The organism is Microbacterium sp. 4NA327F11 (assembly GCF_005503465.1).
GTDB classification, from domain to species: Bacteria; Actinomycetota; Actinomycetes; order Actinomycetales; family Microbacteriaceae; genus Microbacterium; species Microbacterium ginsengisoli.
In genome coordinates this window covers 84118-98329 of the sequence record NZ_SCOB01000009.1, presented here as the reverse complement: position 1 = coordinate 98329, position 14212 = coordinate 84118, and the positions used below count along the sequence as shown (strand labels likewise).

The following is a 14212-nucleotide window of genomic DNA, read 5'->3' as shown; positions in this document are numbered from 1 at the left end:
TCTCGTCGCGGGGGCTCACAGCGTGCAGCTGACGCAGCCCTCGACCTCGGTGCCCTCGAGGGCCATCTGGCGCAGACGGATGTAGTAGATGGTCTTGATGCCCTTCTTCCACGCGTAGATCTGCGCCTTGTTGATGTCGCGCGTGGTGGCGGTGTCCTTGAAGAACAGCGTCAGCGAGAGCCCCTGGTCGACGTGCTGCGTGGCGGCGGCGTACGTGTCGATGACCTTCTCGTAGCCGATCTCGTAGGCGTCCTGGTAGTACTCGAGGTTCTCGTTCGACATGAAGGGTGCCGGGTAGTACACGCGCCCGAGCTTGCCCTCCTTGCGGATCTCGATCTTCGAGGCGATCGGGTGGATCGACGACGTCGAGTTGTTGATGTACGAGATCGATCCGGTCGGCGGCACGGCCTGCAGGTTCTGGTTGTAGATGCCGTGCTGCTGCACCGAGGCCTTCAGCTCGCGCCAGTCGTCCTGCGTCGGGATGTGGTGGCCGTCGAACAGCTCGACGACGCGAGCCGTCTGCGGCGCCCACTCCTGGTCGATGTACTTGTCGAAGAACTCACCCGACGCATAGGTCGAATCGGCAAAGCCCTCGAACGTCTGCCCGCGCTCGATCGCGATGCGGTTGGACGCCCGCAGCGCGTGGAAGAGCACCGTATAGAAGTAGATGTTCGTGAAGTCGAGACCCTCGGGCGAGCCGTAGTGGATGTGCTCGCGGGCGAGGAAGCCGTGCAGGTTCATCTGGCCGAGGCCGATCGCGTGCGACCGGTCATTGCCGTCCTCGATCGAGCGCACCGAACGGATGTGGCTCTGGTCGCTGACCGCGGTGAGGCCGCGGATCGAGGTCTCGACCGTGCGGGCGAGGTCGCCGCCGTCCATCGCGAGCGCGATGTTGAGCGAGCCGAGGTTGCACGAGATGTCCTTGCCGACCTGGGCGTAGGAGAGGTCCTCGTTGTAGGTCGTGGGGGTGTTGACCTGCAGGATCTCGCTGCACAGGTTCGACATGTTGATCCGGCCCTTGATGGGGTTGGCCCGGTTCACCGTGTCCTCGAACATGATGTAGGGGTAGCCCGACTCGAACTGGATCTCCGCGAGGGTCTGGAAGAACTCGCGGGCGTTGATCTTCGACTTCTTGATACGCGGGTCGTCGACCATCTCGCGGTACTTGTCGCTGACCGAGATGTCACCGAACGGCACACCGTAGACGCGCTCGACGTCGTACGGCGAGAAGAGGTACATGTCCTCGTCGTTCTTGGCGAGCTCGAACGTGATGTCAGGCACGACGACACCGAGCGACAGCGTCTTGATGCGGATCTTCTCGTCGGCGTTCTCGCGCTTGGTGTCGAGGAACTTCATGATGTCGGGGTGGTGCGCCGAGAGGTACACGGCACCCGCACCCTGACGCGCACCCAGCTGGTTCGCGTAGCTGAAGCTGTCTTCGAGGAGCTTCATGACGGGGATGATGCCGCTGGACTGGTTCTCGATCTGCTTGATCGGGGCGCCGGCCTCGCGGATGTTCGACAGCAGCAGCGCGACGCCGCCGCCGCGCTTGCTCAGCTGCAGCGCGGAGTTGATGCCGCGGGCGATCGACTCCATGTTGTCCTCGATGCGCAGCAGGAAGCACGAGACGAGCTCGCCGCGCTGGGCCTTGCCGGTGTTGAGGAAGGTCGGCGTGGCGGGCTGGAAGCGACCCGAGATGATCTCGTCCACGAGGTTGTTCGCCAGGTCCTGGTCGCCGTCGGCGAGTCCGAGGGCGGTCATGACGACACGGTCCTCGAAGCGCTCGAGGTAGCGCTTGCCGTCGAACGTCTTCAGCGTGTAGCTCGTGTAGTACTTGAACGCACCGAGGAAGGTGTCGAACCGGAACTTCTTGCCGTACGCGCGGTGGTGGATCTCCTCGACGAACGCGAACGGGTACTTGCCCAGCACCTCGGGCTCGTAGTACTCCTTCTCGACGAGGTAGTCGAGGCGCTCCTTGAGGGAGTGGAAGAACACCGTGTTCTGGTTCACGTGCTGCAGGAAGTACTCCCGCGCAGCGCGCTTGTCGGCGTCGAACTGGATCTTCCCGTCGGCGTCGTACAGGTTGAGCATCGCGTTCAGGGAGTGGTAATCCATCCCCTCGAACTTCGGCTCGGTCTTGAAGTGGGTCTCGGTCAGTGCTGTGTCCACCATCGTTCCAGTCCTTCGCTGATGCGCTCGACGTCTTCTGGCGTGCCGAAAAGCTCCAGCCGATACAGGTGCGGCACGTGGCACTTGCGGCTGATGATCTCGCCGGCGAGGCAGAACGACTCGCCGAAGTTGGTGTTGCCCGCGGAAATGACTCCGCGGATGTAGGAGCGGTTGTGGGCGTCGTTCAGGAAGCGGATGACCTGCTTCGGAACGGCGCCGTGTTCCTCGCCCCGGCCCTGGCCTCCCCCGTAGGTGGGGGTGACCAGGACGAAAGGCTCATCGACGCGGGGCGTCGGCTCGCCTGCTCTCAGGGGGATGCGGACGGACCGCCTGCCGAGCTTCTCGATGAAACGCGCCGTGTTGCCGGACACGCTCGAGAAGTAGACGAGCAGGGGCGCGGTGTCATCCGCGGCGGCTACCGCGCTGCTGCCATGGAGCGTCGCGGTCGCCATGACTCACGCCAGGCGGGACGCGAGCTCGTCGATCTTGTCGGGACGGAAGCCCGACCAGTGGCCCTCGTCGGTGACGACGACGGGAGCCTGGAGGTAGCCGAGCGCCTTGACCTGCTCGAGCGCCTCCGGGTCCTGCGAGAGGTCGTGAACCTCGTAGGCGATGCCCTTCGAGTCCAGCGCGCGGTAGGTCGCGGTGCACTGCACGCACGACGGCTTCGTGTAAACGGTGATGGCCATGTGAACCCTGTTCTCCCCTCAAATCCCCAGTAATCCAGCACCCACCGGCGCCGGGACCTCAATACTACATATGGGTGCCGACATTGGGGTCAACCACAAGGGGTAGTAGTTACAACCGTGTGATTTTCCACCGCACTCCCCACTCCGATCACAGGTTGTCCACCGATTCATCCACAGGCCGACGAGGTGTCCAGACCCTGAAGAACCGCTGAATTCCGGGCATCAGCAGGCTGTGAACGCCGACTGTCCACAGCGACGACCGTAGGCGGCACCTCCGACACTGGGGATGGATCCGACACGCCGTGTCGGCGTGTCGCGCATCGCGCCCGGCACACCCTCCACGGCGGAGCACACCGCCCCGGCGGCGGCCACCCGGGGCGCCGAGAACGTCTGCCGCGGGCGATAGCGTGGAGGGGTGGCGGGATATCGGGAACTGGTGCGCACTCCGGGCGTGATCCGCATCATCGCCGCGCAGCTGACGGCGCGGTTCCCGAACGGCATGACGAGCCTCGCGATCCTCCTGCACATCGAACACGTGACCGGCTCCTACGGCGCCGCGGGCCTCGTGCTGGCCGCGACATCCATCGGTCAGGCGGTGTCGGGTCCGGTGACGAGCCGCTGGATGGGCATGTGGGGCATGCGCAAGGTCCTGACCCTCACCATGACGATCTGCGCGATCTGCCTCACGGTCATCGCGCTCGGCCAGATGGTGCTGCCCGCCTACGTCGCCCTCGGACTCATCACGGGTCTGTCGACGCCGCCGATCCAGTCGGCCGCCCGCACGATCTATCCGAAGCTCGTGACCTCACGTCAGCTCACCCCGCTCTACTCGCTCGACGCGTCGCTGCAGGAGATCATCTGGATCGTCGCCCCGGTGGCGATCACCCTCGTGGCGACGCAGCTCGGCACCGTGCCCGCGCTGCTGCTGATCGTCGTGATCCTCGTCGGCGGCGGATCGTGGTTCATCCTGTCGCCCGAAGTCGGGCGCGTGCGCATCCCGCGCAGCAAGCGCCGGTTCGGCAAGGTGCTCGCGCGACCGACGGTGCTGCTCGCGACGGTCATCGGGTTCCTGCTGATAGGTGCGTGCGCGGCGGTCGAGGCGAGCGTCGTCGCCTCCTACGGCCACGGCGGGTTCGAGGCGGGCATCGTGCTCGCCGTGTTCTCGATCGGCAGCCTCGCGGGCGGTCTCTCCCTCGGCCACGCCCCGATGGCGCCGTGGGCGATGGCGCGGCGCCTCACGGTCGTGGCGACCGGTCTCGTGCTCACGGTCATCGCCTTCGCCCTGTTCAGCGGCGACCCGATCCTCTCCCCCGTCGGCACGAGCGCGACGCTGTTCATCGCGGGCATCGGCATCGCGCCCGCCCTCGCGGTGCTGTTCGCGATGACCTCTGCGAGCGTGAAGTTCAGCGACACGGCCGAGGCGTACGGCTGGATCGGCACGGGGCAGCTCATCGGCGGCGCCGCGGGCTCCGCCATCGCCGGCTTCCTGATCGACGGCACCGGCGCGGTGGGCGCGTACGCCGCGGCCGGTGCGTTCGCGCTCCTCGGCGCGATCGTGGCGGCGGTGTTCGTGCGGGCGTTCCCCGATCTGAGGCACCGCGATCCGAGCCCGCTGCCCGACACCGAGCCGAACGCGATCATCACCTGAGCGCATAGACGACACACAGCATCCACGTAGGCGCGACCAACCGGCGTCGGTTCCACTGGGGGCATCACCCCCGACGAGAGGATGCCCCGTGGCCGACCGCACCCCCGACGCCGACATCTCTGCCCGCACCGCCGATCCCGACCGATGGCTCGACGACGACGGCGCTCCCATCGACGAGGACCACCGCGGCCTCGTCTACGACATCCGCACCCTCGTCGACCGACGGCGCGCGCTCGGCATCTTCGGCGGCCTCGCGATGACGTCGCTGCTGACGGCGTGCGGCATCCAGTCGGCCTCGTCGTCGGGCGTCGCGTCGTCGACGACCGCCACCCCGCAGGCGACGGCATCGGCGACGACGGATGCCGCGGCATCCGACTCGCTCGACGAGGTTCCCGACGAGACGGCGGGCCCGTATCCCGCCGATGGCTCGAACGGCATCGACGTGCTGACGGCCTCGGGCATCGTGCGCAGCGACATCCGGGCGAGCTTCGGGTCGTCGACGACGGTCGCCGACGGCGTGCCGCTCACGATCCGTCTCACCGTGCGGGACGCCGACACGGGCGCTGCGCTCTCCGGCAAGGGCGTCTATCTCTGGCACTGCGACCGCGACGGCAACTACTCCCTGTACAGCCGGGGCATCACCGACGAGAACTATCTGCGCGGGGTGCAGGAGACGGATGCCGCCGGCACGGTCTCCTTCACCTCCATCTACCCGGCGTGCTACTCGGGTCGGTGGCCGCACATCCACTTCGAGGTCTACGACGACGTCGCGACCGCGGTCGCCTCAGGACCGATCGTGAAGACGTCTCAGATCGCGCTGCCCGAGGAGACCAACGTTGTCGTCTACGCGACGAGCGGCTACGAGCAGAGCGTGCGCAACGCATCGCAGGTCTCTCTGAAAAGCGACAACGTGTTCGGCGATGACGGCGGCATCCACCAGATCGCGACCATGTCGGGCGACGTCGCCGCGGGCTACACCGCGGCCCTCACGATCGGCGTGTGACCGCCCGGGGCGGCCGCGGTCGGCAGGTGACGCGACCGGGCCGCCCCGGCACGTCGAGGCCGTACGCTCGGATCATGCCCGCACCCGTCACCCTCCCCCGCATTGCGTGGGGCGATCCCGGAGCCGAGCGCCACGCGCTGCTCATCCACGGACTCGGATCCAACGGCCCGCTCATGTGGCTGTTCGGCACGGCCCTCGCCGAGGCCGGCTGGTACGCCGTCGCCGTCGATCTCCGGGGCCACGGCCTCGCACCCCGTTCGACCGACTACACCCTGGCGGCCTACGGCACGGATGTCGCGCACGTGCGCCGCGAGGGCGGCTGGGACCTCGTGATCGGCCATTCGCTCGGCGGCGCCTCGGCGACCCTCGCCCAGGCGACACACCCCCGCTGGGCGCGTCACCTCGTGCTGGTCGACCCGGCCATCCACCTCACGCCCGAGCAGCGCGCCGCCGTGCAGGCCGGCAACGCGGCCTCGTTCGCCGCGCCGACCGCCGAGGGCGTGCGGGCGGCGAACCCGACGTGGCATCCGAACGATGTCGAAGCCAAGGTGACATCGCTGCGACAGGCGTCGACGTGGGGTACCGACCAGACCGCGGTGCAGAACCCCGACTGGGACGTGCGCGAGGCGTTCCTCGCCCTCACCGTGCCCACCCTCGTGCTGGCCGCCGACCCCGCCGTGAACAGCCTGTTCACCGGCCCGGCGATCGACGAGCTCGTGGCGGCCAACCCGCACGTGAGCGTGCGGGTCATCGAGGGCGCCGGGCACTCGTTGCATCGTGACAAGCCGGCAGAGACGCTCGCGGCGCTGTTCGACGGGCTCGCATCATGACCTTCGATGCGGCCGCCTGGCTTCCGGACGACCTGATCGAGCGCATCCGCGGGCGCGCCGCGCAGGTCGATCACGACAACGTGTTCCCTCAGGAGGACCTCGACGAGCTGGCGGCGGCCGGCTACCTGTCGATCCTGGTGCCGAGCGCGCTCGGCGGCGGCGGGCTGGGGCTCGCCGAGGCATCCCTGCTGCAGCAGCGGCTCTCGACGGCCGCGCCCGCTTCGGCCCTCGCGATCAACATGCACCTCGTCTGGACGGGTGTGGCGAAGGTGCTCGCCGACCGCGGCATCGACGACCTGCGGTTCGTGCAGGAGGGCGCCGTGCGCGGCGAGGTCTTCGCGTTCGGCATCAGCGAGGCCGGCAACGATCTCGTGCTGTTCGGCAGCGACACCGTCGCCGAGCCGCTGGCCGACGGTGGCTACACGTTCACCGGAACCAAGATCTTCACCTCGCTCGCCCCCGTGTGGACGCATCTCGGGCTGCACGGTCTCGACACCACGTCCGCGGACGCACCACAACTCGTCTACGCGTTCGTCCCGCGCTCGGACGCTGTCGTCACCCGTGACGACTGGGACACCGTCGGGATGCGCGGCACCCAGTCGCGCACGACCGAGTTGCACGGCGCCGTCGCCCCCGCCGACCGCGTGGTGCGCCGGGTCGCGCCGGGACCCAACCCCGACCCGATCGTGTTCGGCATCTTCAGCGTCTTCGAGATCCTGCTGGGCTCGGTCTACACCGGACTGGCCCGACGGGCGCTCGACCTCGCGGTGGCGACCGCGAAGACCCGCACGTCGAAGAAGAGCGGCACGACCTATGCGCAGGATCCCGACATCCGCTGGCGCATCGCCGACATGGGGCTGCGCTACGACGCCCTGCCGACCGAGCTCGCCTCGATCGCCCGAGACGTCGATGAGAACGCCCCGCACGGGCCGCGGTGGTTCACGCTGCTGTCGGGGGTGAAGCACCGCGCGGTCGTGATGGCGAAGTCGGTCGTCGACGACGCGATCCTGGTCGCGGGCGGCTCGTCGTACTTCACGCGTTCCGAGCTCGGCCGGCTCTACCGCGACGTGCTCGCCGGTCAGTTCCACCCGTCCGACCCCGAGTCGGCACACGCGACGGCCGCCAGCGCCTGGCTCGGCCCACTCGAGAGCTGAGACGGATGCCGCGCACCCCCCTCGCGGCGCTGAGCCCCGCCGATCAGGCGCGGCGGCGGGCGCTGCGGCGCATGAAGGCGGTGGCGCTCGCGGCGCTGCTGGCGATGGCGGTGCTGTTCGCGATCTCCTTCCCGTTGCAGGCCACGGTGCCCGCGCTCGCCTATGTTCGCGCGGCCGCCGAGGGCGGAATGGTCGGGGCCTTGGCGGACTGGTTCGCGGTGACGGCACTGTTCCGCCGCCCGCTCGGGCTCCCCATCCCCCACACGGCGATCATCCCGACGCGCAAGGACGAGATCGGCCGCACGCTGGGCGAGTTCGTCGAGACGAACTTCCTGTCGGGCGAGATCGTGCGCACGAAGCTCACCAGCACCCGGATCGCCGAGCGCGCGGGCACGTGGCTGCGCGAGAGCACGCACGCGGAGCGTGTGGTGGCCGAGGCATCCACGATGGTCGCCGGAATCGTGCGCGCGCTCAGCGACGACGATGTGCGCGAGATCATCGAGGACCTCGCTCGCACGCATCTCATCGCCCCCGAGTGGGCGGCGCCGACGGGCGGCTGGCTCGAGCGGCTGACGCAGACGGGTGCGCACCACGCCGCGGTCGACCTCGCGGCCGACAGCATCGGCGAGTGGCTCACCGAGCACCGCGAGAGCTTCGAGGGCCTGCTGTCGCGTCGACTGCCCGGGTGGGTGCCACGCATCGCCCATCGCCTCGTCGACGACGCGGCGTATTCGGAGGCGGTGAAGTTCGTGGCCGCTGTGCGCGCCGACCCCGAGCATCCCGCCCGGCATGCGATCGACGGATACCTGGGCCGGCTCGCCGACCGTCTGCAGCACGATCCCGACACGATCGCACGGTTCGAAGGCGCGAAGGCGGCGGTCTTCGATTCGCCGCGCGTGCGCGAGCTCGCGGGTGAGGCATGGGCGACCGCCAAGCGCGGGCTGCTCGCGGCCCTCGCCGATCCCGACAGCGGTCTGCGGCGGCGCGCGGCCCTCGCGATCGCAGACCTGGGGGCGCGACTCGCGACGGATGACGCGCTCCGGCGCCGCGTCGACGGCTTCATCACCGACGCGGCCGTGTTCCTCGTCGAGCGCTACCGCCACGACATCGCGTCCATCATCACCGACACGGTCGAACGCTGGGACCCGGCCGAGACCACCGAGAAGATCGAGCTGATGGTAGGACGCGACCTCCAGTACATCCGCCTCAACGGCACGATCGTGGGTGCTCTGGCGGGTCTGGGCATCTTCACCGTGGCCCAGGCGCTCGTCGGCCACTAGCCTGACGTCATGGGCGAGGCATCCGTCGTCGGTGACATCGTCTTCAGCTACGGCACGCTGCAGCAGCGGGGGGTGCAGCTGGAGGTCTTCGGACGCGCGCCCGACGGCGAGCCCGATCTCCTCCCCGGCTACACGGTCGACTATCTCGAGGTGCTCGACACTCGCGGACGCGGATCCGCGCGCGTGTCGGTGCAGCCGGTCGTACGCCCGACCGGCTCTCTCGGCGACAAGGTGACGGGTCTGGCCTACGCGCTGACGCCCGCGGAGGTCGATGCCGCCGACGAGTACGAATCGCCGCTGTACCGCCGGGTCCCGGCACGCCTGTCGAGCGGCCGCACGGCCTGGGTCTACGTGTCGGCATGACGACCCTCCTGCTCGTGCGGCACGCGAGTGCCGCGGATGGCCCCGACGATCACGATCGACCGCTGACGGCCCGCGGGGCGCTCGAGGCGGAGGCGATGGCGGCCGCCACCCTCGAGGCCGGCTGGCAGCCCGATCTGATCCTTGCGAGCACCGCCCGCCGCACCCGGGCGACCGCGGCCATGTTCGGCGCCGCGCTGTGCGCACCGGTGCGCACCGCGCCGGCGCTCTACGGTGCGGGGCCGCGCACGCTACTCGACGCCGCCGTCGGGCTCGGCGTGGCATCCGTCATGATCGTCGCACACAACCCGGGTATCGCGATGCTCGCGCGCAGCCTCTCGTCGAACGAGATCGGCGGGATGGTGCCCTGCGCCGTGGCCGCGTTCTCGTGGGACGACGACGATTGGAATGTCGCATCGGCGACCGACCCCGATCGCATCTGGTTCCGACATCCGGAGTGATGCCGCCGCCGGAGAGGGAACGCAGTCCCAACGCTCGGGGAACTCAGTCCCACAGCCCGCGGCGGGAATGGCATGATGGCCTCACCACGCGCAGGCGACGCCGCCACCGCACCGCACGTCTTCGAAGGAGAAGCCCGTGTTCCACAGCCCGTTCGACCCGATCGACATCCCTGATCTCAGCGTCTACGACTACCTGTTCGCCTCGCTCACCGACGACGAGCTCGAGCGTGTGGCCCTCATCGACCCGGCGTCGGGCACCGAGACGACCTACGGCGCGTTGCGCGATCAGGTCGATGCGGTGGCCGGTGCGCTCGCGGCGCGCGGGGTCGGCGTGGGTTCGGTCGTGGGGCTGCTGAGCCCGAACATCCCGGCATTCGCGACCGTCTTCCACGGAGCGCTCCGCGCCGGCGCCACCGTCACCACGATCAATGCGCTGTACACGGCCGACGAGGTCGCCAAGCAGCTGCGCGACGCCGGCGCCACGTGGCTGTTCACCGTCAGCCCGCTCCTTCCCTCGGGTGGCGCCGCCGCCGCCGCGGTGGGCATCGACGACGAGCATCTCGTCGTGCTCGACGGTGCGCCGGGGCATCCGTCGTTGCGCGATCTGCTGACGGCCGGCGAGCCCGCGCCGGAGGTGACGTTCGACCCCGCGACGCATGTCGCAGCGCTCCCCTATTCGTCGGGAACCACCGGCGTGCCCAAGGGCGTCATGCTCACGCACCGCAACCTGGTCGCGAACGTCGCCCAGTCGCGGGTGATCATCGAGCTCGGCCACGACGACCGCGTGCTCGCGGTGCTGCCGTTCTTCCACATTTACGGCATGACGGTGCTGCTGAACATGGCCCTCAAGCAGCGCGCGAGCCTCGTCACGATGCCGCGGTTCGATCTGGTCGAGTTCCTCTCGAACATCCAGACCTACGGGTGCACGTTCATCTTCATCGCGCCGCCCATCGCGGTGGCGCTCGCGAAGCATCCGATCGTCGACCAGTACGACATCTCGAGCGTGCACTCGATCTTCTCGGGCGCCGCACCCCTCGACGCCGAGACGGGTGCCGCGGCCGCGCGCCGACTGCACGCGAGGATGCTGCAGGGATACGGCATGAGCGAGCTCAGCCCCGTGTCGCACGCCACGCCCGTCGACCGCACCGACGTGCCGATCAGCTCCGTCGGCGTGCCGCTTCCGAATATCGACTGCAAGCTCGTCGACACCGAGACGGGCGAGGAGATCACCGAGTTCGGCGCCGACGGGTTCACCGCACGGGGCGAACTGTGGGTCAAGGGTCCGAACGTGATGCTCGGCTATCTGGGCCGTCCCGATGCGACCGCCGAGACCCTGGATGCCGACGGGTTCCTGCACACCGGCGATGTCGCCGTCGTTCATCGCGACGGCTACTACGCGATCGTCGACCGCGCGAAGGAGCTCATCAAGTACCACGGCTACCAGATCGCTCCGGCGGAGCTCGAGGCGCTTCTGCTGAGCCATCCGAAGATCATGGATGCCGCGGTCATCGGTGTGCTCGACGACGAGCATGAGGAGATCCCGAAGGCGTTCGTTGTCGCGGCGCCCGATTCGGGGCTCACCGAGGACGACGTGAAGGCGTTCGTCGCCGAGCACGTCGCCCCGCACAAGAAGGTGCGGCGGGTGGAGTTCATCGACCAGATCCCGAAGTCGACGTCGGGGAAGATCTTGCGCAAGGATCTGCGCGCGCGGGAGTCCGTCGGGGCCTGAGGCGATCCGGAGCGCGGGTCAGATCTCGAACGGGATGCCGCGCTCCGGCACCCGCAGGAGGGCGCCCAGCCCTGCCGCCGCGAACGCCCGCACGAGGTCGTCGGTGCTCTCGCTGAAGTGCGCCCACCCCTCGGTGTGCACGGGCACGACGACCGGCGCGCCGATGGCTCGGGCGGCGGCGACCGCGTCGGTCGCGGTGAGGGTGAGGGCGCCGTCGACCGACGGCGTTCGCGCGGCTCCGGCGAAGAGCACGGCGACGTCGACCGGCGGCACGCGGGCGGCGATCTCCTCGACGAGCTCCGGCGCGGAGTTGTCGCCGCTGACGTAGACCGTCGGGAGACCGTCGCCGGTGAGCACGAAACCGGTCACGGGGCCGATCACGGGCTCGCTGCCGATCGGGCCGTGGCGGGCCGGCACGGCGGTGACGGTGACCTCGGACGTCTCGCCGACGAGAGTGACCGACTCCCACGGCTCGAGCGCGCGGGCGGGCTGACCGAGTCGCTCAGCGGCCAGCGGCGTCGTGAGCGCGAGCGGCGCGGCGGCGAGCACGGCGCGACCCGCGGCATCCAGATTGTCGGCGTGCTGGTCGTGGGAGAGCAGCACGGCGTCCAGCGGAGGAAGCGCGGTGGCCTCGAGCGCCGGCCCGCGCAGCTTCGTGAGCGTTCGGGTCGCGGAGCCCACCTCGCCCGGCGGATCGAAGGTGGGGTCGACGAGCAGCGAAAGGCCACCGAGCTGCAGCAGAACAGTCGGTCCGCCGATGTGGATGACTCGCAGACTGCCGGCGCTCACGCGCCCTCCGCCGACACGGCACCGACCGGCTCCGCGTGGCGCACCGGGTCGAGAGCGGGAAGCGAGACCGTGGCGACCGTGCCGACGTCGTCGTGGCCACGGGTGAGCGCGACGGTGGCCCCGAGTTCGGCGGCCAGCTCCTGCACGATCGCGAGCCCGAGGCCCGTGCCCGACACCCCCGCCGCTGTCGCCGACGAGCTGCGGTAGAAGCGGTCGAACACACGAGGCAGGTCGACCTCATCGATGCCCGGGCCCTGGTCGCGGATCTGCACCGTCACCTGGCCCGACGACCGCTGCGCAGACACCTCGACCAGACCGCCGGGCGGCGAGAACTTCACCGCGTTGGTGAGGAGGTTCAGGAAGAGGCGTGCGAGGTCGCCGGGACGGCCGTGCACGACGATTCCGGGGGTCAGGTCGGCGGAGATCGTCGCCTTCTGGCCGCGCAGGTTGATCGTGAGGTCTGAGATGCACTCCCGCAGCAGCTGCTCGAGATCGACGGCGACGCTGTCGCTCTCGCGTTCGGCCGCCCGACGCTCCTTCGACAGAGCGAGGATGTTCTCGACGACGTCGAGCAGTCGCTCGGCGTTGCGGTGGACGATGAGCACGAAGTCGCGTTGCACCGGGTCGGTGATGAGGTCAGCGAGCTCCTCGGTGAAGCCGATGATCGAGGTGACCGGGGTGCGCAGCTCGTGGCTGACGCTCACCACGAAGTCGTCCTTCTCACGGTTGAGGGCCCGCAGCGTGTCGACGACCTGACGTTCCCGCTGCAGTCGCCGCTCGATCGCTGCCTCGGCATCGCGGAGCGGCCGGAGATCGACGACGGAGATGAGGTAGACGCGGCCGTAGCCCGAGCGCGAGAGCGATTCGATCGACACGGTCGCCGGGATGCTGTCCGATTCGACGAGCTCCCAGTCGAGCACCCGCGCCTCATCCGCCCCGAGGGACGCGAGCTGCCGGTGCAGCGGAGAACGCGGCACGACGATCCAGTCGTGCTTCTGCAGCTGCGCGAACGAACTGCGGAGGATCGTCGAGGCGACCGCGTTGATCTCGATGACCGCGTAGCGCCCGCCCTCGACCTCCTGGAGGATCGCGAACCCGTTGTTGGCGCGCTCGAACGCATCGCGCAGAAGCCGCAGCAGACCCTCGGTCTGGTCCTGCAGCAGGCGTCGCTCGTTTCGGGTGGCACCGATGCCGAGCGTCGTGGCGGCGAGCGCGAAGGAGTAGATCTGCAGCAGCGTTCCGGTGCTCATCCCGCCGGCCGGATGAGCGAATGGCCCACCGCCGATCGCCGTGAGCGCGACCACCGCGACGATCGTGCCGACGAACTGGGTGAAGGCCACGAACATGGATTCGCTGAACGCGGCCCACGCCAGGATCGGCACGGGCAGGAAGGCGAGCGGGTTCGCGTTCAGCGGCGAGAAGGCGGCCACGACCGCCGCCAGCAGCGCCAGGCTGAGGAGCACCACGGTCTGGGCCGACGCGGTGCGCTTGCGCAGGCGGTTGAGCAGCGCCAACGGGGTGATCAGCACGACCGCGGAGATGTGGGAGGCGCTGGTCGAGAGCAGCGTGGGCAGGAATGCGCCACCCGACAGTGCGGCGCCGAGGCCGAGGCATCCGCCGACGACGAGGGCGCCCACGGCGGCAGCGGCGAGGAATCGCCCGACGTCCAGCAGGGTGGACAGGCGCGGCTCGTCGTCGCCGGCGGCGACGGCGGTGGCGACGATCCACACCTCGAAGGCCGCGCCGATCGCGCCCAGCACGACGAAAGCGGGTCCGCGACCGGCGCTGGCGGATGCCGCGGCGGTCACCGCCGCGATGCCCAGCAGCACCCAGAAGCGGCTGCGGCGGTCGGCGGTGACGACAGCGGCGACCGCGACACCGGCGGCCGGCCACCACCACGCCGTGGCCGCCGGACCGCTCTGCATGCCGGCGAACACGGCCCCGAGAACGCCCGAGAGCAGCACAAGGCCGATCACCGTGATCAGGCGCGCCGCGAAAGGGAGCCTGCGCATGATCAGCGCAAGGCTCGGGCGGGTCATGGGCTGAGGTTACCCCAGGGGTCGCACCGTTCGAGCGTATGATCGCCGGAGGAAGCGGATG

General features: G+C 69.4%; 13 protein-coding genes. 8 read left to right on the top strand and 5 right to left on the bottom strand.

Translation table 11 applies throughout. The annotated features are described in order from the left end of the window. Positions 1–15 precede the first annotated feature (15 nt). Genes nrdE through nrdH form a run of 3 tightly spaced genes read right to left on the bottom strand, consistent with a single transcriptional unit; the run spans position 16 to position 2858 of the window. Positions 16–2172, bottom strand: a complete 2157-nt coding sequence (gene nrdE, locus FFS51_RS07900; protein ID WP_056210174.1) for a class 1b ribonucleoside-diphosphate reductase subunit alpha — start codon at positions 2170–2172, stop codon at positions 16–18. Next, entirely contained in the window at positions 2154–2621 is a 468-nt protein-coding gene (gene nrdI / locus FFS51_RS07895; RefSeq protein WP_045248622.1) for a class Ib ribonucleoside-diphosphate reductase assembly flavoprotein NrdI, read from the bottom strand. The genes nrdE and nrdI overlap by 19 nt, the downstream gene beginning before the upstream one ends. A 3-nt stretch (positions 2622–2624) precedes the next feature. Then, entirely contained in the window at positions 2625–2858 is a 234-nt protein-coding gene (gene nrdH / locus FFS51_RS07890; protein WP_045248621.1) for a glutaredoxin-like protein NrdH, read from the bottom strand. 415 nt (positions 2859–3273) lie between these two features. Between nrdH and FFS51_RS07885 the strand changes: the two genes are divergently transcribed. From FFS51_RS07885 to FFS51_RS07850, 8 genes are all read left to right on the top strand, one after another. Beyond that, positions 3274–4506, top strand: coding sequence for an MFS transporter (locus tag FFS51_RS07885; protein ID WP_137878008.1), 1233 nt, complete (start codon positions 3274–3276; stop codon positions 4504–4506). 88 nt (positions 4507–4594) lie between these two features. After that, positions 4595–5509: an intradiol ring-cleavage dioxygenase gene (locus tag FFS51_RS07880; RefSeq protein ID WP_249352686.1), complete on the top strand. Its 915-nt coding sequence runs from the start codon at positions 4595–4597 to the stop codon at positions 5507–5509. Between the two features lie 74 nt (positions 5510–5583). Further along, complete coding sequence (locus FFS51_RS07875) at positions 5584–6339, top strand: alpha/beta fold hydrolase (protein WP_045248619.1); 756 nt, start codon at positions 5584–5586, stop codon at positions 6337–6339. Beyond that, a complete protein-coding gene (locus FFS51_RS07870) occupies positions 6336–7493 on the top strand; it encodes an acyl-CoA dehydrogenase family protein (protein WP_137878007.1) in 1158 nt (385 codons plus the stop codon). The genes FFS51_RS07875 and FFS51_RS07870 overlap by 4 nt, the downstream gene beginning before the upstream one ends. Positions 7494–7498: 5 nt before the next feature. Next, positions 7499–8773: a DUF445 domain-containing protein gene (locus FFS51_RS07865; protein ID WP_137878006.1), complete on the top strand. Its 1275-nt coding sequence runs from the start codon at positions 7499–7501 to the stop codon at positions 8771–8773. Between the two features lie 9 nt (positions 8774–8782). After that, positions 8783–9136, top strand: coding sequence for a gamma-glutamylcyclotransferase family protein (locus FFS51_RS07860; RefSeq protein ID WP_137878005.1), 354 nt, complete (start codon positions 8783–8785; stop codon positions 9134–9136). Then, entirely contained in the window at positions 9133–9594 is a 462-nt protein-coding gene (locus tag FFS51_RS07855; RefSeq protein WP_137878004.1) for a SixA phosphatase family protein, read from the top strand. The genes FFS51_RS07860 and FFS51_RS07855 overlap by 4 nt, the downstream gene beginning before the upstream one ends. 136 nt (positions 9595–9730) lie before the next feature. Beyond that, complete coding sequence (locus tag FFS51_RS07850) at positions 9731–11323, top strand: AMP-binding protein (protein ID WP_137878003.1); 1593 nt, start codon at positions 9731–9733, stop codon at positions 11321–11323. Between the two features lie 18 nt (positions 11324–11341). Here FFS51_RS07850 and FFS51_RS07845 read toward each other — a convergent pair whose 3' ends face one another. After that, positions 11342–12112 (bottom strand): MBL fold metallo-hydrolase, encoded by a 771-nt coding sequence (locus tag FFS51_RS07845; protein ID WP_212742794.1) that lies wholly within the window; start codon positions 12110–12112, stop codon positions 11342–11344. Continuing rightward, on the bottom strand, positions 12109–14151 hold the full coding sequence (locus FFS51_RS07840) for a sensor histidine kinase (protein WP_137878002.1): 2043 nt from the start codon (positions 14149–14151) through the stop codon (positions 12109–12111). The genes FFS51_RS07845 and FFS51_RS07840 overlap by 4 nt, the downstream gene beginning before the upstream one ends. Positions 14152–14212 lie beyond the last annotated feature (61 nt).